Annotated in this window: 21 protein-coding genes; 9 read left to right on the top strand and 12 right to left on the bottom strand. The window is 64.1% G+C overall.

The window, feature by feature from the left end:
* Nucleotides 1-36 precede the first annotated feature (36 nt).
* On the bottom strand, nucleotides 37-1,269 hold the full coding sequence (locus HBA54_RS13680; RefSeq protein ID WP_167225440.1) for an SAM-dependent methyltransferase: 1,233 nt from the start codon (nucleotides 1,267-1,269) through the stop codon (nucleotides 37-39).
* 243 nt (nucleotides 1,270-1,512) lie between these two features.
* On the opposite strand from HBA54_RS13680, the gene gor reads away from it, so the two are divergent.
* Nucleotides 1,513-2,889, top strand: coding sequence for a glutathione-disulfide reductase (gene gor / locus HBA54_RS13675; protein ID WP_167225438.1), 1,377 nt, complete (start codon nucleotides 1,513-1,515; stop codon nucleotides 2,887-2,889).
* 297 nt (nucleotides 2,890-3,186) lie between these two features.
* On the opposite strand, the gene HBA54_RS13670 is transcribed toward gor, so the two are convergent.
* Nucleotides 3,187-3,417, bottom strand: a complete 231-nt coding sequence (locus HBA54_RS13670) for a helix-turn-helix transcriptional regulator (protein ID WP_167225436.1) — start codon at nucleotides 3,415-3,417, stop codon at nucleotides 3,187-3,189.
* 260 nt (nucleotides 3,418-3,677) lie between these two features.
* Here HBA54_RS13670 and HBA54_RS13665 point away from each other — a divergent pair, with 260 nt between their 5' ends.
* Nucleotides 3,678-3,914 (top strand): helix-turn-helix domain-containing protein, encoded by a 237-nt coding sequence (locus tag HBA54_RS13665; protein ID WP_167225434.1) that lies wholly within the window; start codon nucleotides 3,678-3,680, stop codon nucleotides 3,912-3,914.
* A gap of 250 nt (nucleotides 3,915-4,164) precedes the next feature.
* Here the strand turns inward: HBA54_RS13665 and cysS are convergent, their stop codons facing one another.
* Complete coding sequence (gene cysS / locus HBA54_RS13660; protein ID WP_167225432.1) at nucleotides 4,165-5,547, bottom strand: cysteine--tRNA ligase; 1,383 nt, start codon at nucleotides 5,545-5,547, stop codon at nucleotides 4,165-4,167.
* A 205-nt stretch (nucleotides 5,548-5,752) separates the two neighbouring features.
* The gene (gltX, locus tag HBA54_RS13655) at nucleotides 5,753-7,075 is read right to left on the bottom strand and encodes a glutamate--tRNA ligase (RefSeq protein WP_205944637.1); all 1,323 of its coding nucleotides are present in this window, start codon (nucleotides 7,073-7,075) and stop codon (nucleotides 5,753-5,755) included.
* A 323-nt stretch (nucleotides 7,076-7,398) separates the two neighbouring features.
* On the opposite strand from gltX, the gene HBA54_RS13650 reads away from it, so the two are divergent.
* Nucleotides 7,399-8,904, top strand: coding sequence for a methyl-accepting chemotaxis protein (locus tag HBA54_RS13650; RefSeq protein ID WP_167225428.1), 1,506 nt, complete (start codon nucleotides 7,399-7,401; stop codon nucleotides 8,902-8,904).
* A 48-nt stretch (nucleotides 8,905-8,952) separates the two neighbouring features.
* Here the strand turns inward: HBA54_RS13650 and HBA54_RS13645 are convergent, their stop codons facing one another.
* The 5 genes from HBA54_RS13645 to HBA54_RS13625 form a co-directional block, all read right to left on the bottom strand.
* On the bottom strand, nucleotides 8,953-10,677 hold the full coding sequence (locus tag HBA54_RS13645) for an NAD+ synthase (protein WP_167225426.1): 1,725 nt from the start codon (nucleotides 10,675-10,677) through the stop codon (nucleotides 8,953-8,955).
* 54 nt (nucleotides 10,678-10,731) lie between these two features.
* Nucleotides 10,732-11,172, bottom strand: coding sequence for a SufE family protein (locus HBA54_RS13640; RefSeq protein ID WP_167225423.1), 441 nt, complete (start codon nucleotides 11,170-11,172; stop codon nucleotides 10,732-10,734).
* Between the two features lie 87 nt (nucleotides 11,173-11,259).
* Complete coding sequence (locus tag HBA54_RS13635; RefSeq protein ID WP_167225491.1) at nucleotides 11,260-12,372, bottom strand: nicotinate phosphoribosyltransferase; 1,113 nt, start codon at nucleotides 12,370-12,372, stop codon at nucleotides 11,260-11,262.
* A 257-nt stretch (nucleotides 12,373-12,629) separates the two neighbouring features.
* Complete coding sequence (locus HBA54_RS13630) at nucleotides 12,630-13,148, bottom strand: DUF1127 domain-containing protein (RefSeq protein ID WP_167225421.1); 519 nt, start codon at nucleotides 13,146-13,148, stop codon at nucleotides 12,630-12,632.
* Nucleotides 13,149-13,474: 326 nt separating this feature from the next.
* The gene (locus tag HBA54_RS13625) at nucleotides 13,475-14,875 is read right to left on the bottom strand and encodes a class II 3-deoxy-7-phosphoheptulonate synthase (protein WP_167225418.1); all 1,401 of its coding nucleotides are present in this window, start codon (nucleotides 14,873-14,875) and stop codon (nucleotides 13,475-13,477) included.
* Nucleotides 14,876-15,052: 177 nt separating this feature from the next.
* On the opposite strand from HBA54_RS13625, the gene HBA54_RS13620 reads away from it, so the two are divergent.
* Complete coding sequence (locus HBA54_RS13620; protein WP_167225416.1) at nucleotides 15,053-15,412, top strand: GFA family protein; 360 nt, start codon at nucleotides 15,053-15,055, stop codon at nucleotides 15,410-15,412.
* A 3-nt stretch (nucleotides 15,413-15,415) separates the two neighbouring features.
* Here HBA54_RS13620 and HBA54_RS13615 read toward each other — a convergent pair whose 3' ends face one another.
* Both HBA54_RS13615 and HBA54_RS13610 read right to left on the bottom strand, forming a co-directional pair.
* A complete protein-coding gene (locus HBA54_RS13615; RefSeq protein WP_167225414.1) occupies nucleotides 15,416-16,147 on the bottom strand; it encodes an SIMPL domain-containing protein in 732 nt (243 codons plus the stop codon).
* A gap of 85 nt (nucleotides 16,148-16,232) precedes the next feature.
* On the bottom strand, nucleotides 16,233-16,937 hold the full coding sequence (locus tag HBA54_RS13610; protein ID WP_205944636.1) for a DUF1287 domain-containing protein: 705 nt from the start codon (nucleotides 16,935-16,937) through the stop codon (nucleotides 16,233-16,235).
* A 212-nt stretch (nucleotides 16,938-17,149) separates the two neighbouring features.
* On the opposite strand from HBA54_RS13610, the gene HBA54_RS13605 reads away from it, so the two are divergent.
* Together HBA54_RS13605 and HBA54_RS13600 are read left to right on the top strand one after the other, a co-directional pair.
* Nucleotides 17,150-17,578: a universal stress protein gene (locus HBA54_RS13605; RefSeq protein ID WP_205944635.1), complete on the top strand. Its 429-nt coding sequence runs from the start codon at nucleotides 17,150-17,152 to the stop codon at nucleotides 17,576-17,578.
* 96 nt (nucleotides 17,579-17,674) lie between these two features.
* Nucleotides 17,675-18,253, top strand: coding sequence for a hypothetical protein (locus HBA54_RS13600; protein ID WP_167225410.1), 579 nt, complete (start codon nucleotides 17,675-17,677; stop codon nucleotides 18,251-18,253).
* 166 nt (nucleotides 18,254-18,419) lie between these two features.
* On the opposite strand, the gene HBA54_RS28715 is transcribed toward HBA54_RS13600, so the two are convergent.
* Entirely contained in the window at nucleotides 18,420-18,695 is a 276-nt protein-coding gene (locus HBA54_RS28715; protein WP_205944634.1) for a DUF1127 domain-containing protein, read from the bottom strand.
* A 153-nt stretch (nucleotides 18,696-18,848) separates the two neighbouring features.
* Between HBA54_RS28715 and gcvA the strand changes: the two genes are divergently transcribed.
* The 3 genes from gcvA to HBA54_RS13580 all read left to right on the top strand — a co-directional run bounded on the left by gcvA (nucleotide 18,849) and on the right by HBA54_RS13580 (nucleotide 22,326).
* A complete protein-coding gene (gcvA, locus tag HBA54_RS13590; RefSeq protein WP_167225407.1) occupies nucleotides 18,849-19,811 on the top strand; it encodes a transcriptional regulator GcvA in 963 nt (320 codons plus the stop codon).
* Nucleotides 19,812-19,945: 134 nt separating this feature from the next.
* Nucleotides 19,946-21,559: a citramalate synthase gene (cimA, locus tag HBA54_RS13585; protein ID WP_167225405.1), complete on the top strand. Its 1,614-nt coding sequence runs from the start codon at nucleotides 19,946-19,948 to the stop codon at nucleotides 21,557-21,559.
* A complete protein-coding gene (locus HBA54_RS13580) occupies nucleotides 21,556-22,326 on the top strand; it encodes a hypothetical protein (protein WP_167225403.1) in 771 nt (256 codons plus the stop codon). The genes cimA and HBA54_RS13580 overlap by 4 nt, the downstream gene beginning before the upstream one ends.
* Nucleotides 22,327-22,328 lie beyond the last annotated feature (2 nt).

Here is a 22,328-nt window from a genome sequence, read left to right as displayed (position 1 = left end):
TCGGGGTGAGGGGGCTCTTTTGATTTCTCTCGGCTGCTACTCCGCCGCCTGGCTGGCTTCGCCGGCGTGGCGGTGTTCCCATTCGTAGATGTAGTCGCGGGTCTGCGGCACCGCCGTGGCGCTCTTGGTGATCTGGATCTGGAAGACCATCAGGCCCTGGTGGCGGAAGCCCATCTCGCAGCCGACCAGATAGGCCTCCCACATGCGGCAGAAGCGCTCGTCGTAAAGCTCGGCGACCTTGCCCCGGTTGGCCTGGAAGCGTTCCTCCCAGTGGCGCAGGGTCTCTGCGTAGTGCAGGCGCAGGACCTCCACGTCGGTCACCGTCAGCATGCAGTCTTCGATCACCGGCAGCACTTCGCCCAGGGTCGGCACATCGGTGCCCGGGAAGATGTACTTGCGGATGAAGGGGTTGACCGGGCCCGGGTCGTTCACGCGCCCGACGGAGTGCAGCACGAAGACGCCGTCGTCCGCCAGCAGGCTGCTGACCTTTTCGAAGAACTCGCGGTAGTTCTTCTTGCCGACATGCTCGAACATGCCCACCGAGACGATCCGGTCGTAGCGGTTGTCGTCTTCGCGGTAGTCGCGCAGATGGAATTTCACCCGGTCTTCCAGGCCGGCCTTCTTCGCCCGCTCGCAGCTCAGCTTGTGCTGCTCGGTGCTGAGGGTGACGCCGGTTACGTCGCAGTCGCCGGCCTGTGCCATGTAGAGGCCGAGGCCGCCCCAACCCGAACCGATATCGAGCAGTTTCAGTCCCGGCCGGTTCAGGTAGAGCTTGGCGGCGAGATGCAGTTTCTTGTCGGCCTGGGCCTGCTCCAGGCTTTCATCGCCGTTGCGGAAGTAGGCGCAGGAGTACTGCCGGTCGGTATCAAGGAAGAGGTCGTAGAGTTCGCCTGACAGGTCGTAGTGATGGGCGACGTTCTGCTGGGCCTTGCCGACCGGATTGTACTGCTTCAGGTGGCGGGTGTGGCGGGCCAGGGCAAAGCCCAGGGTGACAAGCCTGTTGTTCTCCAGGACGTGATAGTTGCGCGCCAGCATCTCGATGAAGCCGCGCAGGCTGCCTTCTTCCACGCTGATCGTGCCATTCATATAGGCTTCGGCGAGGTACAGCGGCGGATTGAGAACGAGGGTGTATTCGAGGGCGCGGTTATGCAGGCGCAGGGTGCAGCGTTCCCCGCTGCCGTCACCGCAGTCGTAAACCCGTCCTCCTGCACCGATCAGGCGCAAGTTGCCTTTCTCGACGACCTTTTGCATCAACTTCTGAAACAACATGGTTCAGCTCCCGGTATCCGTCCTTTTGAGGTGGTTTTTATGTCCCCTTTTGTATCTTTTGTTTCATTTGCTTCATCATCTTGGCGCGATGATTTGGATCGCGCAACTCCCGGCAAAACCAATGGCTAAGCGTTCAGACTAGTTTTTCGAAACCGCTGAGCCTTGCGGGGCCGGAGGCTGCTGCCTAGATTGAGGGCCAACCAAGCAAGTCCCGGGTTCCGGGCGTTTTTTAGAGGACAAAAGATGGCCGGGTACGACTATGACCTTTTCGTTATTGGCGGCGGATCGGGCGGGGTCCGGGGCGGGCGCATGGCGGCTGCAACCGGTGCGCGCGTTGCCATAGCGGAATCCTACCGTTATGGCGGCACCTGTGTGATTCGCGGCTGCGTGCCCAAAAAGCTGTTGTCCTACGCCAGCCATTTTCATGAGGACTTCGAGGATGCCGCCGGCTTCGGCTGGACGGTGCCGGAGACGACCTTCGACTGGGCGACTCTGATCGCCAACAAGGACAAGGAAATCGACCGGCTGGAGGGCATCTACAAGAAGCTGCTGAATACGGCGGGGGTCGAGATCTACCAGGGCCATGCCCGCCTGCTGGATGCCCACCGTGTCGAGGTCGGGGAGGAGGTGTTCTCCGCCGAGACGATCCTCATCGCCACCGGCGGCACGCCGACCTTTCCCATGGAGCCGGGCTGGGAGCACGGCATCTCCTCCAACGAAGCCTTTCACCTGGAAGGCCTGCCCAAGCGCGTGGTGATCGCCGGGGGCGGCTACATCGCGGTGGAGTTCGCCGGCATCTTCAACGGCCTCGGCAGCAAGGTGACGCAGATGTACCGCGGCCCGCAGATCCTGCGCGGCTTCGACGACGATGTGCGCAACACCCTGGCGGGGGAGATGGTGAAAAAGGGCATCGACATCATCGTCGAGACCATCATCGACCGGGTGGAAAAGCGCGAGAAGGACCTGTTGCTCCATCTCTCCGACGGTTCGACCCTGGAGACCGATCTGCTGATGGCCGCAACGGGGCGCAAGCCCAATGTCGAGAGCCTCGGGCTCGAGACGGCGGGCGTCGAACTGAACGAACGCGGCGCCATCAAGGTGGATGCCTATTCGCGCACCACGGCGGAAAACATCTACGCCGTCGGCGACGTGACCGACCGCATCAACCTGACCCCGGTGGCGATCCAGGAGGCCATGGCCTTCGTCGATACGGTCTACCGCGGCGCGCCGCGCGCCATGGACCACGCCGACGTGCCCTCCGCCGTGTTCAGCCACCCGCCGGTTTCCACCGTCGGCCTGACCGAGCTGCAGGCGCGCGAAAAGTACGGCGCCGTTGATCTCTACCGCTCCACCTTCAAGCCCATGAAGCACACCCTTTCGGGCCGTGACGAGAAGACCATGATGAAGCTCATCGTCGAGCGTGCCGGGCAGAAGGTGGTGGGCATCCACATGGTCGGCCTCGACGCGCCGGAGATCGTGCAGGGCCTGGCCGTTGCCATCAAGGCCGGCGCCACCAAGCAGCACTTCGACGCCACCGTCGGCATCCACCCCACCGCCGCCGAAGAGTTCGTCACCATGCGCGAGCCGCTGCCGGAGGCCGAAGCGAAGGCGGCGGAGTAGGGGGCGTTTCCCCCTCACCCAGCTTCGCCTAAGCTCGGCTGATTGCCTCGCCAAGGCTGCGCAACCCTCTCCCACCAGGGGAGAGGGTTTGCCGTTAGGCGCGCGCTGTAATCCCCTCTCCCCTCTGTGGGAGAGGGAGGGGCCCGCGTAAGCGGGAGGGTGAGGGGGCCCTTTCCTTAGTCCGCCCGTTTCCAGGTGGTGCCGCCGGGGCCGTCTTCCAGGGTGATGCCCTGGGCCAGCAGGTCGTGGCGGAGGGTCGGCCTCGGCGAAGTTCTTGGCCTTGCGGGCGGTGCTGCGTTAGTCCTTCAGGCGTACGCCAACGCCACCACTCTCGTCTGCTTCGATGAAAACGACCCCTGCAACTTCCAGGGCTGACTGCAAAGCGGCGAGGTTGTTGCGATGTGGCTGGCGGGCGCCGCGCTCGAAATCCACTATGGTTTGGTTCGAGATCCCGGCCGCTTCCGCCAAGTCAACTTGCTTCATCTCCGCTAGGGCCCGCGCGGCTTTGCATTGAGTTGGCGTTATCATTTTAATTTGTAATATCCGAAACTAAAATTGACTTTTCGATGGATAGCCTTACGTTGATAGTGTAAGACTGTTGCACTCGCAATGGTTTCCGAAGCGGCGCGAACGGGTGGTTGCACACCCGCCCGCGCCTGACCGCAACCCAACTGTTACGGAGTCAGGTCATGGCTGAAGCTACCCTTATCACGGATTCGCTTTCCTCTAACAACCGCGGCCCCGGCAACGGTGTCCAGGCGGGTCAAGAGGAATCAACCCGTCCTATCATGACTGGCAAACAATGCCGCGCAGCGCGCGCCATGCTGCAATGGAGCCGGGAAGACCTCGGCGAGCGCACCGGCATCCACTACATCACTCTTTGTAACTTCGAACTCGGCCACTGCACCCTGAAGCGGGCCAATGCCCAGTTGCTGCGCCTGACCTTTGAAGCGGCGGGCGTTCTTCTGATCGATGGCGACAGCAGCGGTGGCCCCGGCGTCTGCCTCGCCAAGCCGCCGGGATAGTGCCGCTGGCCGTCAAGGAGTTCGTCACCATGCGCGAACCGCTGCTGGAAGAAGAGGCGAAGGCGGCGGAGTAGGGGGCGTTTCCCCCTCACCCAGCTTCGCCTAAGCTCGGCTGATTGCCTCGCCAAGGCTGCGCAACCCTCTCCCACCAGGGGAGAGGGTTTGCCGTTAGGCGCGCGCTGTAATCCCCTCTCCCCTTCGTGGGAGAGGGAGGGGCCCGCGTAAGCGGGAGGGTGAGGGGGCCCTTTCCTTAATCCGCCCGTTTCCAGGTGGTGCCGCCGGGGCCGTCTTCCAGGGTGATGCCCTGGGCCAGCAGGTCGTCGCGGAGGCGGTCGGCCTCGGCGAAGTTCTTGGCCTTGCGTGCTTCGATGCGCGCCGCGATCATGGTTTCGATTTCTGCGGCGGAGAGTGCGCCCTCCGCGGCTTCGCCCTTGAACCAGGCATCGGGATCGTCCTGCAGCAGGCCGAGCAGGGCGCCGCCCGCCAGCAGCGCGCCGGCCAGCGCTTCGCGCTTGCCTTCGTCCTGTGACTTGTTGATCGCCGTTGCCAGTTCGTGCAGTTCGGCGACCGCCAGCGGGGTGTTGAGATCGTCGCCCAGGGCGGCGAGCAGGGCCGCCGGTGGCTCGGCTGCTTCCTCGGCATCCACACCGCGCAGCGCGCCGTAGAGACGATCGAGCTGGCCTTTGCACTCGGCGACCTTCTCGCGGGTGATGTCGAGGGGCGCGCGGTAGTGGCCCGACAACAGGGCGAGGCGGATCGCTTCGCCGCGCAGGCCCTCTTCCAGCAACTGCCGGACCGTGAAGTAGTTGCCCAGGGACTTGGACATCTTCTCGCCGTTCACCACCACATAGCCGTTGTGCATCCAGACCCGGGCCATGAGGTCGCTGCCGTGGGCGCAGCGGCTCTGGGCGATCTCGTTCTCGTGGTGCGGAAACACAAGGTCCAGGCCGCCGCCGTGGATGTCGAAGGTCTGGCCGAGATGCTCTTCGGCCATGGCCGAGCATTCGATGTGCCAGCCCGGCCGTCCGCGGCCCCAGGGGCTGTCCCAGCCCGGTTGCTCCCGCGTGCTCGGCTTCCACAGCACGAAGTCGGCGGCGTCCTTTTTATAGGGCGCAACCTCGACCCGGGCGCCGGCGATGATCTCGTCGCGATTGTGGCGTGAGAGCTTGCCGTAGTCGGCCATGGAGGCGACCGAGAACAGCACGTGACCGTCGGCGGCGTAGGCGTGGCCCTTGCCGATCAGGGTCTCGGTCATGGCGATCATCTGGCCGATGTGCTCGGTCGCACGCGGCTCCACCGTGGGCGGCAGCGCGCCGAGTGCGCCCATGTCGTCGTGATAGGCCTGGGCCGTGCGCTTGGTCACCGCCTCGATGGGCTCGCCGCTTTTCCTGGCGGCCGAGATGATCTTGTCTTCGACGTCGGTGATGTTGCGCGCATAGGTGACGTGCCCGGGGCTGTAGAGATGGCGCAGCAGACGGAACAGCACGTCGAAAACCACCACGGGCCGGGCGTTGCCGATATGGGCGTAGTCGTAGACCGTGGGTCCGCAGACATACATGCGGACGTTTGCGGGATCGAGGGGCTCGAAACGCTCCTTACGGCGCGTCAGCGTGTTGTGAAGCTGCAAATTCATGAGGTTTCATCCGGGTCGTCTTGGGGCGCGGCCGGCCAGTGCTGGCCGCATGCAAAAGGGCTGTCTCAGGCCGGGGAGGCCGGACAATTGCAACATCGCGCGCCGACGCTGAAGAGCGCGCCAAAGAGGACCGAGTATGTCATGTCCGGGACTTTAGGGCCCTGGGCGCTGGGGTCAAGGGGGCCTTTTGGGGCATCCGGCGCGATCATGCGGCGCGTCCCGCCAGCCGGGCCTCGGCCCGTTCCCGTCCGATGAGGGGCAGCAGGGCCTTCAACTCCGGCCCGTGGTCGAGGCCGGTGAGCGCCTGGCGCAGCGGCAGGAAGAGGGCCTTGCCTTTGTGTCCCGTTGCCTCCTTCACCCGCGCGGTCCAGGCTTGCCAGGTGGTGTCGTCCCAGGGCTCGGCCGGCAGCAGTTCGGCTGCCTGGCGGGTGAAGTCGGCATCGACGATGACCGGCGCCACCGGCCCGCGGCAGATGATCTGCCAGGTCTCGGCCTCCGCCAGGCGGGTGAGGTTGGGGCGCACCGCCTCCCAGAGCGCGGCGTCGAAGCCGGCGGGCAGGCGCTCCGCCACTGCCGCAAAGGGCATGCCGTGCAGCAGGCGGGCATTCAGGTGTTCCAGATCCTTGGCGTTGAACTTCGGCGTCGCCCGGCCGAAGCGCGCGATATCGAAACTCCGGACCAGGTCGTCGAGGCTCTGCAGAGGCTCCACCGGGTCGGGGGTGCCGAGCCGCGCGAGATAGCAATTGATCGTCATCGCCTCCAGCCCCTCCTCGCGCAGGGAGGCAAGGGAGAGAGAGCCGAGGCGCTTGGACAGGGTCTCCCCGCCCGCGCCGGCGATGAGGGAGAGGTGGCCGAAGGCGGGAACGGTTCCGCCGAGGGCGGCGAAGAGCTGTACCTGAACCGCCGTATTGGCGACGTGATCTTCGCCGCGCAGGATGTCGGTCACTTCCAGCTCGATATCGTCGACCACCGAGGTCAGGGTGTAGAGCGGCCGCCCGTCCTCGCGGATCAGTACCGGGTCGCTGAGGTTCTGGCCCTGGAAGGAGACCGGCCCGCGCACCCGGTCGAGCCAGGCGATCTCGCTGTGCTCCAGCTTGAAGCGCCAGTGGGGTTTGCGGCCCTCGGCCTCCAGGTTTGATCTTTCCTGATCGCTGAGCGCCAGGGCGCCGCGGTCGTAGATCGGCGGCCGGCCTGCGCTCAGTGCCACCTTGCGTTTCAGGCCCAGTTCCTCCGGCGTTTCGTAGCAGGCATAGAGCCTGCCGGCCTGCTTCAGGCGTTCCGCAGCGGCGGCATAGCGGTCGAGACGCTCGGACTGCACTGCCTTTTCGTCCCAGGTGAGGCCGAGCCAGGTCAGATCCCGTTCGATCGCCGTCGCGAATTCAGGCGTCGAGCGCTCCGTATCGGTATCGTCGATGCGCAGCAGATAGCGCCCGCCCTTGGCACGGGTGTAGAGCCAGTTGACCAGCGCCTGGCGGGTATTGCCGACGTGCAGCAGGCCGGTCGGGCTGGGGGCGAAGCGAACTTTCATCGACAAATCAGCTTGTTGTTGGTGTCGGGCTGTTGATGGCGCCTTGTTATCACCGCAGCGCCAACCAACAAAGACCGAATGTGAGCGGTAGAGCCGCCTGTCGGTTGCGCGGCGATCCCACGCCCCCGCTGTGTCCGATGGAAGGGCAAGTAACGGCGCCGGGCCTCGAACAAGACGAATTGATCTACATCAATAGATTGTACATACAGGTGATTTGTTTACTTAAGACGGGCAGATTTTAATCTTCCTTGGCTTAATAATCAAGAATAATTACATGTCTTGATTAATATAGATAGCCATATCAACTATGAAAGGAAGTAGTTATGCTCGCCGCACTTCAGCTTACGAGAAATTCCGAGGCCTCTTTCGACCGCCGCACTTTGCAGCAGATGATCGACAGCCTCCCTGTTCCGGTGATGACAATGGATCTTTCCAGTTTCACCATCAACTATGCCAACAAGGCCTCTATCGAGGCCCTTCATTCCATCGAGAACGCACTGCCGGTCCCCGCTGACGAGATCGTCGGCCAGTGCGTGGACATTTTTCATAAAGATCCGGCGCACCAGCGGCGCCTGTTGTCCGATCCTGAGAATCTGCCCTGGGAAACCCGGATCGAGGTGGGGGACGAAACCCTCGACCTGCTGGTGACGGCCATCGTGGGGCGCGGAGGCCGCTACATCGGACCCATGCTGTCATGGAAGATCGTGACAGAGCAGGTTCGCAAGGAAAAAGAGGCAACCCTTCTGCTCAGCATGCTGGATCAAATGCCGATCAATGTGATGCTGGCCGATAAAGACAGCCTGGAGATCACCTATGTGAACAAGACCAGCGTGGATACGCTGCGCCCGCTGCAGGCGTCGCTGCCGGTATCCGTCGATGCATTGAAGGGGACCTGCATCGACGTCTTCCACAAAAATCCGCAGACGCAGCGCAATCTCCTGGCCGACCCTTCGCAGTTGCCCCACAACGCGAAGATAGAGGTCGGCGACGACATTCTGGATCTGCGTGTGTCGGCGGTTACGGATCAGTCCGGCAGCTATGTCGGGCCGATGGTGACCTGGTCGGTCGCGACCGACCGCGTGCGCCTTGCCGATGATTTCGAAACCAATATCGGTGCCGTGGTCGAAACCGTCTCGGCGGCGGCATTGCAGATGCAGGAAAGCGCCAGCCCGCTCTCCAGCACGGCTGACGAGACCAACGCCCAGGCCAACTCCGTGGCGACCGCCGCGGAAGAACTGACCGCTTCGGCCCAGGAGATCTCCCGCCAGATCTCGCAGTGTGCGAACATCGCCGCGCAGGCGGTTACCGAAGCGGAACGTTCGACAACACTGGTCAACGGGCTTTCCCAGGGCGCCGAGAAAATCGGTGATGTCGTCAGTCTGATCCAGGACATCGCCGAGCAGACCAACCTGCTGGCCTTGAACGCCACCATCGAAGCAGCGCGCGCCGGTGACGCGGGCAAAGGTTTCGCGGTGGTGGCCAATGAGGTGAAGGCCCTGGCCAATCAGACCGCCAAGGCAACCGACGACATCGGGAACCAGGTTTCCGCGATCCAGGGATCGACGGACTCGGCGGTCGGTGCCATCGGCACCATCAGCAAGGTGATCGATGAGATCAGTGAGGTGACCACGGCGATTTCAGCCGCGGTCGAAGAACAGCAGTCGGCAACCCAGGAGGTGACCAACAACATCAGCGGGGTCTCCTCCGCCTCGGCGGAGATCGGCAAGGCCGCCGGTCAGGTTCTCTCCGCCGCCGGCGAACTGAACGAGCAATCGGGGCAGCTCAAGCAGCGCGTCGGCGATTTCCTGGTCGAAGTGCGCAAGCTCTAGACCAAAGCCAGGAAGAAAGGAGGGCTGGCAGGTAGCCAGGCCTTCTGCTCAGGCCGGTCCCTTGAAGGCGTTGGTGATGGGATAGCGGCGGTCGCGGCCAAAGGCGCGGCGCGTGATCTTCACACCGGGGCAGGCCTGTCGGCGCTTGTATTCCGCCAGCTCCAGCATGCGCCAGATCCGGTTGACCAGATCGCGGTCGTGACCGCCTGCGACGATGCTGTCAATGCCCGCCTCGTCCTCGATCAGCGCTTTCAGGATATCGTCCAGCACGTCGTAGGGTGGCAGGCTGTCTTCGTCCTTCTGGTCGGGCTTCAACTCGGCCGAGGGCGGCTTGGTGATGATACGCTCCGGGATCACCCGACCCGCCGGCCCCAAGGCGCTGGGCGGCAGCACCTGGTTGCGCCAGCGCGACAGGGAAAAGACCAGGGTCTTGTAAACGTCTTTCAGGACGTTGTAGCCGCCCACCATGTCGCCGTAGAGCGTGGCGTAGCCGACCGACACTTCCGATTTGTTGCCGGTGGAAAGCACCATGTAACCCAGCTTGTTGGAGATCGCCATCAGCGTCAGGCCGCGCGAACGCGCCTGGATGTTCTCTTCCGTGGTGTCCTCGGAATTGGTCGAGGGGGCATAGCCGTTCAGCATCGGTGTCAGCATCTCGCCGAACGCCGTCATCGCCGGTTCGATGGAGACCTGATCCAGTTTGATTCCCATGAGTGTCGCTGCTTCGGCGGCGTCGTCCAGGCTCTCCTGGCTGGTGTAGGGCGAGGGCATCATCACGCTGTGCACCCGCTCCGGGCCCAGGGCATCCACCGCGATGGCCGCCGAGAGGGCTGAGTCGATACCGCCGGAGAGGCCCAGGATCACGCCGGGAAAGCGGTTTTTGTTCACATAGTCGCGCAGACCCAGCATCAAGGCGCGATAGACCGGTTCCATCCCGGCCTCTGGTCCGCCGTCCAGGCTGCTGTCGGGCGCTTCGCGCAAACCCTCTTCGCAGTGCCAGGCGCCATCGCTGCGCCGCCAGTCGCTCACCGCCACTGCTTCGACGAAGGCGGGCAGATGAATCGGCATGGAGTTGTCGCCGTTCAGGACGAAGGAGGCGCCGTCGAAGACCAATTCGTCCTGACCGCCCACCTGGTTCACATAGATGATCGGCAGGCCGGTTTCGCTGACCCGGCCGACCGCCAGTTGGACGCGTTCTTCGGTCTTGTTCATTTCGTAGGGCGAGCCATTGATCACCACCAGGATCTCGGCGCCGGATTCTTCCAGGCACTCGCTGACTTCCGGTGTCCACATGTCCTCGCAGACCATCACCCCCAGGCGCACGCCGCGATAGTTCACCGGCCCTGGCAGAGGCCCTGCTCCGAAAACCCGCTTGTCGTCGAAGACGCCGTAGTTGGGCAGGTCGTACTTGGAGCGCAGGGTGACGATCTCACCGCCGTCCAGGACATAGGCGGAGTTTAACACCTTACCGAAGAGCGGCGGTTGTGCCGCCGGGTCCGGGCGGGAAGGGCCGCCGACGATCATCCCGGGGCCGCCGTCGGCGGTGTCTTTCGCCAGCTCTCCGATGGCCGCTTCGGCGGCATCGAGGAACATCGGCTTCAGCACCAGGTCTTCCGTCGGATAGCCGGTGATCACCATTTCCGAGGCGACGACCAGATCGGCGCCCTTGGCGGCGGCCTCTGCCCGGGCGGCACGCAGGCGTGCCAAGTTGCCCTGGATATCGCCCATGGTGGGGTTGATCTGCGCCAGCGCGATTTTCAAACGGTCAGCCATGAAAGCTTATTACTCCCGCACCTGCAGCCCGGCAAGGGGGCGGACAGGGTTACGCTAAGTCTCCGCGCAGCCGGCCGCCTCTTTTGCGGCAAGCTGGCGAATGCGCTCGACCATGGAGAAGAGCCCGTTGGCCCGGTTGGGGCTCAAATGCTCGGCAAAGCCCAGCTCGCCGATCGCGGACTTGATATCGACCGCCAGGATCTCCGCCGGGCTGCGGCCGTCATAGATCGACAGCAGAACGGCGATCAGGCCCTTGACGATGTGGGCATCGCTGTCGGCCTGGAAATGCAGGATCGGCGGGCTTCCGGGCGCGACCGTGTCGACGATCCAGACCTGGCTGGTGCAGCCGCGCACCTTCGTCTCCTCGGTCTTCAGCGCCGCGTCCATGGGGGGCAGCTTGCGGCCGAGATCGATCAGATAACGAAAGCGGTCCTCCCAGTCGTCCAGGAAGGTGAAGTTGTCGATCACTTCAGCGGTGCGGGTATCTGCTGCCATGGGCCTTCAACTAGGTGATACTTGGGCAGGCTCAAGGGGTGCCGCCGGCGGGTCCCTGGGCCTTGTCCGATTTATCGGCGACGCGCCCTATTTTCGCAACAGGAACTCACGGCCGACCTTCACCCGCGAAACGCCATCGTATTCGACGATATCGGCGGTGGCGTAGGTTTCCGACCACTTGCCGGGCAGGTAGGAGCCGGTGCCGACCACGTCGATGGGTGCCCTGGCCTCGGCCATCAGCCGGCACTTGGCCGGGCTGAAGCCGGACGAGGCGACGATCTTCACCTTGGTGAAACCCTCTTTGTCCAGGCACTCGCGCATGCGCCAGATGGCGGCCGCCGAGACGCCGGGCCCGACGAGGTAGCGCAGTTCGTCGTCGGTGCGGTAGCCGCGCAACACCCCGGGCACGTTGCGCTCCACCACGGCGTAGGACCCCGGCGGGTCCAGGCCTTCGATGAAGCGGCCGCCGGGCGTGTCGATGCGCACGGCGAGGTTGCCGGCTGCGGCGCGGCCCGGAAAACGGCGGCAGCAGGTCAGGGCGTCGGTGACCTCTCGGGCAAAGTAGTCGACCAGCACCGTCATGGGCTCGTCGGGGAAGGTCTCGTCGTACATCTCGGCAGCGCGCAGGGTGCTGCCCGCATAGCCGATAAAGGCATGGGGCATGGTGCCCATGCCGCGGTCCTGGTCGAAGTAATGGGCTGTGGCGTCGGTTGCGTTGCCGATGAAGCCGACGGCCCCGACCTTGCGCCGGGCCCGCTGCGAGCCGACCGAGGCGGCATAGGCCATGGCCTCGGCCATCTCCGCGCCGGCGCAGTGCCGGGCATCCATTGCCAGGAAGGCCGCCTTGGGCAGCTCGGCGCACATGGTATAGGCGTTGTAGGCGGCAACGCAGGTGGGCCCCAGCTTCTGCAGCAGCAGGGTTTCCAGATCCGCCAGATGCAAAAGCTGTCCGGTCACGTAGAACAGCGGCTCACCGGCGCCGACCCACTTGCCCTCGGGATAGCGCAGGTCGATCTCGAAGCTGGTGTTGCGCTGCTTGGCGATCTGCTTCAGCCAGTCGATTGCCAGGCAGGGCGCCGATATCACCGGGCGGCGCATGAAGACCGCATAGGTGACGGTGGCGTCGCCGAAGCGCTCCACCGCCTTGCGGGTGCGTTTGAAGTAAACGTCGGTCCAGGCGGCGATATCCGCCTCTTCCATGGGCCAGCGATCGATCCTGGTCGGCGACTCAGGAATCTCGCTGCGGCTGGGACCTTCTGGCATCACCCATTCCTTCAAGCGATTGCTTGTTTGAGGAACCCTAGCCCAGCGTGAAGCCCAGGACCAGCACCGCCGAGCGGTGGGCTGCCATGCATGCAGCGTGCGACCGGACGTGCCGATGGCGCCAGTAACCACCAACTGCATACCCGGCTGCTCCATCGCGAGGCGCGATGGGGCGGCCGTGGCAGGCGACGGCGCTATGCCGCGCTTTCGGGAGCCCTATGTCTGTGCCGGCGGCCGCCGTTGTCGTTGGCGATGGCGCGCAGGACCTCACCGGCATCCATAATGCCGAGCCGGTTCAGGTCGAGCACCGGTCTCGGGTGCTCGCGGGCGATGCGCGGAATATCGACCCGGCTGATGCCGATGTCATCGAGTTCGCGGTCACTGTAGCTCGCCAATTCGCGGCGGACCTGGCGCTTGATCTCGCGCCAGCGCTGGAACTCGGCAACTACGGCATCGATCTCCTCGGGCAGGTTTTCCCGGCTGAAGCCGGTGTCCGCGAGCACGCGGTCGCTGCACGGCGTCAGGGCCTCGCGGAGCTGCCGGCGCTCCCAGGCGCGCAGCATGGTGTCCGGCAGATCATTGAGCCAGGCGGGCAGCGGCGTGCCGGCGAAGAAATGCCGCTGGCCGGATCGATTTGGGGAAATTGAGCGATTGGCGGGTTGTGGAGCAGATGCGTCAACCCGGTTGGCTTCGCTTTGCTGTGTTGGGTACATTGTCAAACTCCGTCAAAACGGACGTTTCCAACCCAATGATGCTCTTTATCGGCTCGCGTTATGGCGCGGTGTTGCCTTCCTAGTTAGGGCGCTCCGCCGTTCGTGTCAATAAAAAATGTTGCAGTGCACAATTTCAGAAAAACTCCGGTCCGCCCGATAAGTCGAATCCGGATCGGAGTTATTTACTGATGTTTATCAATGCTTTGTTGATTAGCAGGTTGCCGATATAGCCGTAAATCTCGACTCGGCAGGTTGAAAAAGATGACATGCCGGAGGCGCAGGACATCCGTTATATTGCGCTACAGCATTGGCCGTATGGCGCTGCTCTAGAAAGCCGCCGCTACCTTGCCGGTCCGGCCGTTGCCGTTCTGGCGGGCTATGCGCTCGTCCTTCAGGGCCTCGGAGATCAGGAAGGCCAGCTCCAGCGACTGTTTGGCGTTGAGGCGCGGATCGCAGTGGGTGTGATAGCGGTCCCCAAGGCGCTCGTCGCTGATCGCCTGGGCGCCGCCGATGCACTCGGTCACGTCCTGGCCGGTCATCTCGAAATGAACGCCGCCGGCATAGCTGCCCTCGGCGCGGTGGACGGCGAAGAAGTTCTTCACCTCGGCCAGGATGCGGTCGAAAGGCCGGGTCTTGTAGCCGCTGGACGATTTAACGGTGTTGCCGTGCATGGGATCGCAGGACCAGACGACCTGCTTGCCCTCGCGCTGAACCGCGCGGATCAGGGCCGGCAGATGGTCGCCCACCTTGTCGTGACCCATGCGGGCGATCAGGGTCAGGCGCCCGGCCTCATTAGCCGGGTTCAGGATGTCGATCAGGCGGATCAGCTCATCGGGGTCCGTGGTCGGGCCGCACTTCATGCCGATCGGGTTCTGGATGCCGCGCATGAACTCGACATGCGCTTCCTCCGGGTGGCGCGTGCGATCGCCGATCCAGACCATGTGGGCCGAGCAGTCGTACCACTGGCCGGTCAGGCTATCGACACGGGTCAGCGCCTGCTCGTACCACAGCAGCAAGGCCTCGTGGCTGGTGTAGAAATCGGTCTCGCGCAGTTTCGGCACGGTTTCCGGCGCGATGCCGCAGGCGCGCATGAAGGCCAGGGCCTCGTCGATGCGCCCGGCCAGTTCCTCGTAGCGCTGGGCCGGCGCCCCGTCGGAAACGAACTCCAGGTTCCATTGATGGACCTTGTGCAGGTCGGCGAAACCGCCCTGGGCAAAGGCACGCAGCAGGTTCAATGTTGCCGCCGACTGATTGTAGGCGCGCACCAGACGCTCCGGGTCCGGCTCGCGCTCAGCTTCGTTGAAGTCGATGCCGTTGATGATGTCGCCGCGGTAGCTCGGCAGCTCGACGCCGTCGATGACTTCGGTCGGGGCTGAGCGTGGTTTGGCGAACTGGCCGGCCAGGCGGCCAACCTTCACGATCGGGCAGCCGGCGCCGAAGGTCAGCACCACGGCCATCTGCAGCATCACACGGAAGGTGTCGCGGATATTGTTGGGGTGGAACTCAGCGAAGCTTTCCGCGCAATCGCCACCCTGGAGAAGAAAGGCCCGGCCTTCGGCGACTTCGCCGAGTTGTTGGCGCAGGCGCCGCGCTTCCCCAGCAAAAACCAGGGGCGGATAGCCCGAAAGCTGCTGTTCAACGCGCTCCAGCGCGGCTTTGTCGGCGTAATCCGGCACTTGGCGGATCGGCTTGTTGCGCCAGGACTCAGGTGTCCAGGTCGTGGCCATGGCAGACCTCTTTTTCCACAGGGTGTCTCGGATCGCCGGTTTTACGCGCCTTGGCCCGCTTTTTCCACAGGAAAAGCGGCATTCCGATTAACCAAAATGTGCCGTTAACCCTGGAGTCGCGCTCCGTCGTTGAGTATTGCTGCTGAAACGCGTAAAGCAGCGCGAAGGGAGAAACCCATGATCCAGGGAGCCTGCCACTGCGGCGCCGTCAGTTTCGTGTACCCGGATCGGCCGGACTGGCTGAAGCGGTGCAATTGCTCTTTTTGCCGGCGCGCCGGTGCCCTCTGGGCCTACGCCGAGACCGGCCGGATCACGCTGAACTTCGCGGAGGGAGCCACGCTCAGATACATCTGGGGCGACAAAACCCTGGCCTTCCATAGCTGCAAGACCTGCGGCTGCACGACGCATTGGGAAAACCTGGACCCCAGCCCCGAGGCGCGCATGGGGGTCAACTGCGCTCTGGCCGAGCCGGCGGACATCGCCGATCTGCGGGTGCGCCGTTTCGATGGGGCCGATACCTGGGACTATCTGGACTGACGTTTAGTTCTGCAGGCTGAATTCGATGGTTGAAACCACCCGGACCGTCTTGTGGATCTGCTTGGCTTCCTGGGCGCCGGGGATGCTGTCACGCGGCAGGATCTGGAAAACACCCTGATTTGCGCGGCGGATGGTGCCGACGCCGCTGCCGGAATCGGCGGCGAACTGCTCGGCGCCGGCCCGGGCGTTCTTTGTCGCCTCGGCGATCATCGCCGGCTTCAGCGCATTCAGCCCGGTGAAGATGTAAGTCGGGCCGGCGGCCCATTGGTTTTCGTCGGAGAGGACCAGCCCGGTGGCGACCAACTCGCCGATGCGCTTGAAGGTATCCGCGACCCGGTCCACGTCGGCTGTCCGCAAGGCGACGGTCTGGGCGATGATGAAGCGGCTGTCGACCTCGCCTTGGCGATACTGCTGCGCCAGGCGGTCTACAACCTGAAGGTCCCGATTCTCGATCTCTTCGGTCTTGAAGCCGCTGTTGATCAGAAAGTCCCGCACCACTGTGCTGTCTGCGGCGATCTTCTGCTGCACCGCTGCCAGGTCGTTGCCGGTGGCGACGAAGCGCAAGGCCCAGACCGCCAGATCGGCTCTGACCTCCTGCTCGGCGACGCCCTTCACGGTGACGTAGCGGTCCGCCTTGCGGCCCTGCAGGAAACCGTCGCCGACGAACCAGCCGCTGACGGCGATACCGATGGCCAGCGCGAAAGCCGCGGCGAGGCCGAAGATGTTGTTGGGCATGAAGAACCTCTATGTGTTGCGTCGCAAGTCTGTCGTCATCATTGCCGGCAAGGTTCACCGATCATTGCGTTCTTTCTGTGGTGCGTCATGAACCCCCGGTCATGAACTCCGTGGGCTGGTAGCGATAGTGGCCGGTCATCGGCCAGGAGAACAGCACGTCTTCCAGCTGCGGCCCGGCACCGATGTTGTGAACGATCTTCGGCCGTCCGGACGGGGCGATCCGATCTGTCACGATACCGATGTGGGGCAGGAAACCGCCAGGGCCGCGCAGGTTCCAGGCGACGAGGTCACCGGGTTTGTAGTCATCCGCGTTTTCGCTTTTCGGCAAAGCCGCCCCCTGGCGCCGCAGAAAGGTTTCCAGGTTCGGCACCCGGCGGTGATCGATGTTGCTGTCGGGGCGTGTCAGGCCCCAGTGCGCGGGATAGGCGTCGAAGGCTTTGCGCATGTCCTCATGCACCAACTGCTGCAGGTCGATCCCCAGGGTGCGATAGGCGCGGATCACCACATCGGAACAGACGCCGCGGTCCGCCGCCACGTCGCCGCCGGGATAGGCGATGCGCAGATAGGCGGGATCGTAGGTCACACGCACTTTTGTGCGGGCCAGGGCGGCGGCGTTCAGACGCTTGGAAAAGCTGTCGCTGGCCGATGCCTCGATCTCAGCCGCCGGCCCGGCCGGTTGGGCCAGGGCCCCGCCTGCCGGCAGCAGCATCGCAGCCAGGATGATGGCGGCGCGACGGTTTCTCGCCGCGCGCCGGTGTCGGGCGGCGTCAGACGAAATAGCTTCGCTCATGCTTCATCCCTCGTTCCGGTCATTTCTTGGTCGTTAACGCGCGGGCTCAGGTTCATTCTGCCTTGCGGTTTTTTTAAGGCGCCTGCTTTTGGCATCCGAGGGCGGGTTTTGAAGATTGGATCGAAGAGGCGAAGGCCGCTAAGCTATGCCTGCCGCGGGTTTGCGGGATGTTTCACCAAAGCCGGGTAGAGCCAGCCAAGGGAGTAAGGACAATGTTCGAGACCATTCTTGTCGCCGTCGATGGCTCCGGCCACGCCAGCAAGGCGGTGCGTTGTGCCGCCGACATGGCCAAGACCTATGGGGCGACCCTGGTCATGCTGGCGGTGGACGGACACAGGCCGCTGAAGGGGCCGCTGGCCGAACTCGCCCACTCGGAAGACATCAGCCGCAGCGAGGTCTTTGAGCGCATTCTCTCCTCGGCCCAGATTCTGGCGGAGGTTCCCGGTGACGTGAAGATCGAGCAGCGGATTGGAAGCGGCGATCCGGCGGACGAGATCCTGGCCGAGGCCGGGCGCGTCGGGGCCGACCTCATCGTGGTCGGCAGCCGTGGCCTGGGCGAATATGCCGAATTGCTGCTCGGCTCCGTCTCCCGCAAGGTGCTGCACATCGCCAAGGTTCCGGTCATGGTGGTGCATGCTTAGATCTTGCACGGAGGAGCGTTTTTTTGACTCGTTTTGGGGAGAGGGCAGGCCGGGACAGCGGGGTTGTTTCGGTGGTGACCTGTAGGGGTAAATTAGTTGTCGGGTGATCCACTTGAGACGGCGCGGCAGGCGCTGGAGCCCGGCGAAACGCTGGTCTGGGCCGACCGGCCGAGCCCGGAGGCTTTTGCCCGTACCAAGGTTCCCCAGGTCATCCGCGGGGTATTGGGCCTGGCGGTGATCGCAGGACTGCACTGGTATGGCTATGTTCCGGATTGGCGGATCGGCGGTCAGCATGCGTTGCTCTTCGGTTTCCTGATCGCTGCGTCGGCTTATTGCCTGGTGCTGATCTTCTCGCCCAACATCGCCAAGATTTCGGCGCGCAGCATGGTCTATGCGGTGACCGATCGGCGGATCATGATCCTCTCCCTCTGGCCCTTTCGCCGCAGCCGGGTTTTCCTGCCCGGGGAGATCGACGCACCCAGGACCATGGCCACCGAGGCAGGGCGGGGCGTTGTTGTCTTTCTTGAGCGGAAACTGCCGTGGTGGAAGCGCTCTGCCGGCGGCAGCTATCAGATCGAGGCTTTCTACGGCATTGCCGATGCGCCGATGGTGGCCGAAGCGATAGAAAAGCTGAAGGGGCCGCAGGAAGCCTCGCCCTTTGACAACGAGGATTGAGCGGCGCGGCGGTTTATCGAGCAAAAAATCGGGGTTTGTCGGAAAAAAACCGGCGGCGGGCAAAGGCTCGGGGGGGAACCGCCCGCCGCCGCAGTTTGCAGGGTAAACGCGCAAGGAAACTTAAAAGTGCCGGGGATCGGCGGGGCAGCATCGGCGCTGCGGCGGTCTACTCCAGATTTTCGCGCTTCAGGCCGATGTCCCGCAGCAGGTAATCGGGCATATCGCGCAGCCGCTCGCGGGTCTCCAGCCGTTGCTGCCAGGCGATCAGCGGCCTTGCCAGCAGGAAAAAACCGCCCAACAGGGCTTGCGACAGCAGGCCACGGCCATGGCGCCAGCGGACATCCGGCCGGCCGAGGTCGGGTTGGATATAGGGCGCACGGCCCGGGAGATAGGGTAGGCTTGCCGGGGCCCCGGGTGAGACCCCTTTTGTAAAGCTCGTCATTAGTTCACCTGATTGGCTTGGGTGGGTCGAGGGCTTGACAGATCAAATCTCTTCTGCCCAGGAATATCGGGTATTTGGACGAGATCGACAAACGACGATTCATAATGGGTTGGATAAGCAAACCTAATGAGTCGATAGATCAGGAGAACCCTTATGGTCGCGCCGCCACTGGCCGCGCTGCGCACCTTTGACGTGGCCGCCCGGCACCTCAGTTTCACCAAAGCGGCGGCCGAGCTCCATATCACCCAGGGGGCCGTCAGCCAGCAGATCAAGCAACTTGAGGCCAACCTTGGGTTTGCGCTGTTTCACCGCGGCGCGCGGGGCCTGACCTTGACCGATAAGGGCGAAGCCCTGGCCGAAACCGCCCATTCCGTTTTCCGCCGCCTCTTCGACAAGGTGGAGGAACTGCAGCAGCCGGAGGAGGGTGGCATCCTGACAGTTTCTGCCAGTCCCTCCCTGGCGGTGAAGTGGCTGATTCCGCGTCTCGGCCGGTTCAACATGCTCTACCCGGAGATCGACGTGCGCATCCGGCCGAGCGGCCAGCGCATCGACGTTGAGGCCGAAGCGGGCACCATCGATATGGCGATCCGTTTCGGGCAGGGGCCGTTCCCGGGGCTCGATGCCAAGGCGATCATGCATGAGACGGTTTTTGCCGTTTGCAGCCCGGAACTGCTGACCAAAGGGCTGCCGCTGCGCCGGCCCCGGGACCTGGAGAATCACACCCTGCTGCACAGCGAGTCGACGCGCCTGGAGGTGAACTCCATGGCGAACTGGGAGGTTTGGCTGGGAATCCTTGGCGTGGCCGGGGTCGATCCGGCCCAGGGGCCCAGCTTTCCCAACAGCTATATGCTGATCCAGGCGGCAATCCACGGCCAGGGGGTGGCGCTCACCTGGGCGACCCTGGCGGACGACGACCTGCGGGCCGGGCGCTTGGTCCGGCTGTTCGACCGCTCGGTCGAGGGCTCCATGGCCTATTTCGTGCTCAGCACCAAGGCGGCGGCCCGCAAGCCCAAGGTTGCGGCCTTCCGCGACTGGCTTGTGGAAGAGGGCAAAAGCTTCGCCCGCGATACCGCCCGCGATGGCGTCGCGGCAAAGGACGGTGTGGCGCCGTCATAGCCGATCCCGCCACCCCAACTGGCCGCTCAACCGATGCTGTCAGGATGTGTCAGTACCAGTGGCCACCAGGGGCCCAAGTTGACGTAACGTCCCGCCTGTGGTGAATAGCGCGCTCGAACGGGCGGGAAAGTGGCATGGTTAACGACAAGCGGGTCTATCTCTTCGATTCCACTCTGCGTGACGGGGCGCAGAGCCAGGGGGTCGATTTTTCGGTGTCGGACAAGCTCGCCATCGCCACGGCCCTGGACCGCCTGGGCGTGGATTACGTGGAGGGCGGCTGGCCCGGCGCCAACCCCACCGACGATGCCTTCTTCGCCGATCCGCCCCATTTTGAGAACAGCCGCTTCGTCGCCTTCGGGATGACCCGGCGGCCCGGCCGCAGCCCTGAGAACGACCCCGGCCTGTCCGGCCTGCTGAACACCTCGGCCGATGCCATCTGCATGGTCGGCAAGACCTGGGACTTCCATGTCGACGTCGCCCTGGAGATCGAGCGTTCCGAGAATGTCGCCATGATCGCGGACTCGGTGGCTCATGCCCTGACCCGCAAAGACGAGGTGATGTTCGATGCCGAGCACTTCTTCGATGGCTACAAGTCGAACCCGGCCTTTGCCATGGAGTGCCTGGAGGCGGCCCACAAGGCGGGGGCCCGCTGGGTCGTGCTCTGTGACACCAACGGCGGCACCCTGCCGGACGAGGTGGCGCGCATCGTCGCCACGGTCTGCGAGAAGATCCCGGGCAGTCACGTCGGCATCCATTGTCACAACGACACAGAGAACGCAGTGGCCAATTCCCTCGCTGCGATCCGCGCCGGCGCGCGCCAGGTCCAGGGCACCATAAACGGCCTGGGTGAGCGCTGCGGCAACGCCAATCTGATTTCGCTGATCGCTTCCCTGATGCTGAAGACCGACTACGACGTCGGCCTCGACGATGCGGCGCTGAAACACCTGACGCCGCTGTCGCGCCTGTTGGACGAGCGGCTGAACCAGCAGCCGCTGCGCCACTCCGCCTACGTCGGCGAGTCGGCCTTCGCTCACAAGGGCGGCCTGCATGTCTCCGCCGTCGCCAAGGACCCGCGCACCTACGAGCATATCGACCCGGCCGTGGTCGGCAACCAGCGTCACATCGTGGTCTCCGACCAGGCCGGCCGCTCCAACATCCTGACCCGCCTGGCCGAGATCGGTATCGCCTTGGACGCCGACGATCCGGGGATCAACAAGCTGGTGGAGCAGGTAAAGGCGCGGGAGTTCGAAGGCTTTGCCTACGACGGTGCCGAAGCGTCTTTCGAGCTGCTGGCCCGCCGGGCGCGCGGCGAGGTGCCGAACTATTTTTCTCTTGCCCGTTTTCGCATCATGGACGACCGGCGCTGGAATGCCCGCGGTGAGCTGGTGACGGAATCGGAGGCGACGGTGACCCTGGAAGTTGCCGGCAAGGCCAAGATGGAGGTCGCCGACGGCAACGGCCCGGTGAATGCCCTGGACACCGCCCTGCGCAAAGCCCTCGTGCCGCTCTATCCGCAACTCAAAGACATGCGTCTCGTCGACTATAAGGTGCGCATTCTCACGCCCCAGGCCGGAACCCGTGCGGTCACCCGGGTGATGATCGAAAGCGCCGATTCACAAGGACGGCGCTGGGCCACCATCGGGGTCTCGACCAACGTCATCGATGCCTCTTTCAACGCCCTGCACGACGGCATTACCTGGAAGCTGCTGCAGGACGGCGCCGAGGTGCCGCTGGAGGTCGCTGAATGAGGGTCCTTTTTGCGCTGCTGCTTGCCGTTGTCTTTGCGTTGCCCCGGGCCGGCTTTGCGCAAAGCGGCGAAACTGCAGATGCCGGCGCCGATACCCGGGTCGACCCGGCGGCGGTGCACGCCGCTTTTGTAAAGCTGGTGGATCGGGGCGAGATGCGCGAACAGCTCTTCGGCCTGCCGGCGGATACTTTCTGGCGGCGTAGCGGCGGCCTGCGGATCGCCCTGCTGGCTGACGGTGCGGATAGGCTGACGCCCTCCCTGGAACGGGTGATGGCGGTATTCTCCCAGGCGACGGGGCAGGCCATTTCGATGGTCGATTCCGGACCATCGCCGTCGGCTGACCAGGCGGCAGCCGGCTTGGCGCCGGCGGCCGATCTGGTGATTGCCATCGGCCCGCGCCTCGCCCTGGCGGAGATCGCCTTTGCGGAGAAATTCGATCTGGGAATGCTGGCGCGCTTTGAGCTGGGTACCCTGCCTTTCATGTTCTCTTTCGCTGAGGGTGACGGGCGGCGCGGCATGGTGTTGCTGGCCGACGACGAGCCGCCGCTGGCGCGCGAAGCCTCCCTCATCCTGGCGACGGTCTGGGCCCTGGGTGGGGTGACCCTGGGGCCAGAACTCACCGGCCTGATCAGCAACGACACCGAGACCGGCCCCGGCCTGACACCGCTCGGCGAGGCGGTCTTCGCGCTTTTCTTCAATGAGCAACTGGCGGTCGGCGTGCCTATCGAGGATACGGTCCTGCGCGCCCGGTCAGTGCTGGCCGAATAAGC

This window comes from Pelagibius litoralis (genome assembly GCF_011683915.1).
Taxonomy (GTDB): Bacteria; Pseudomonadota; Alphaproteobacteria; order Kiloniellales; family Kiloniellaceae; genus Pelagibius; species Pelagibius litoralis.
This window is presented reverse-complemented; position numbering and strand designations above follow the sequence as displayed.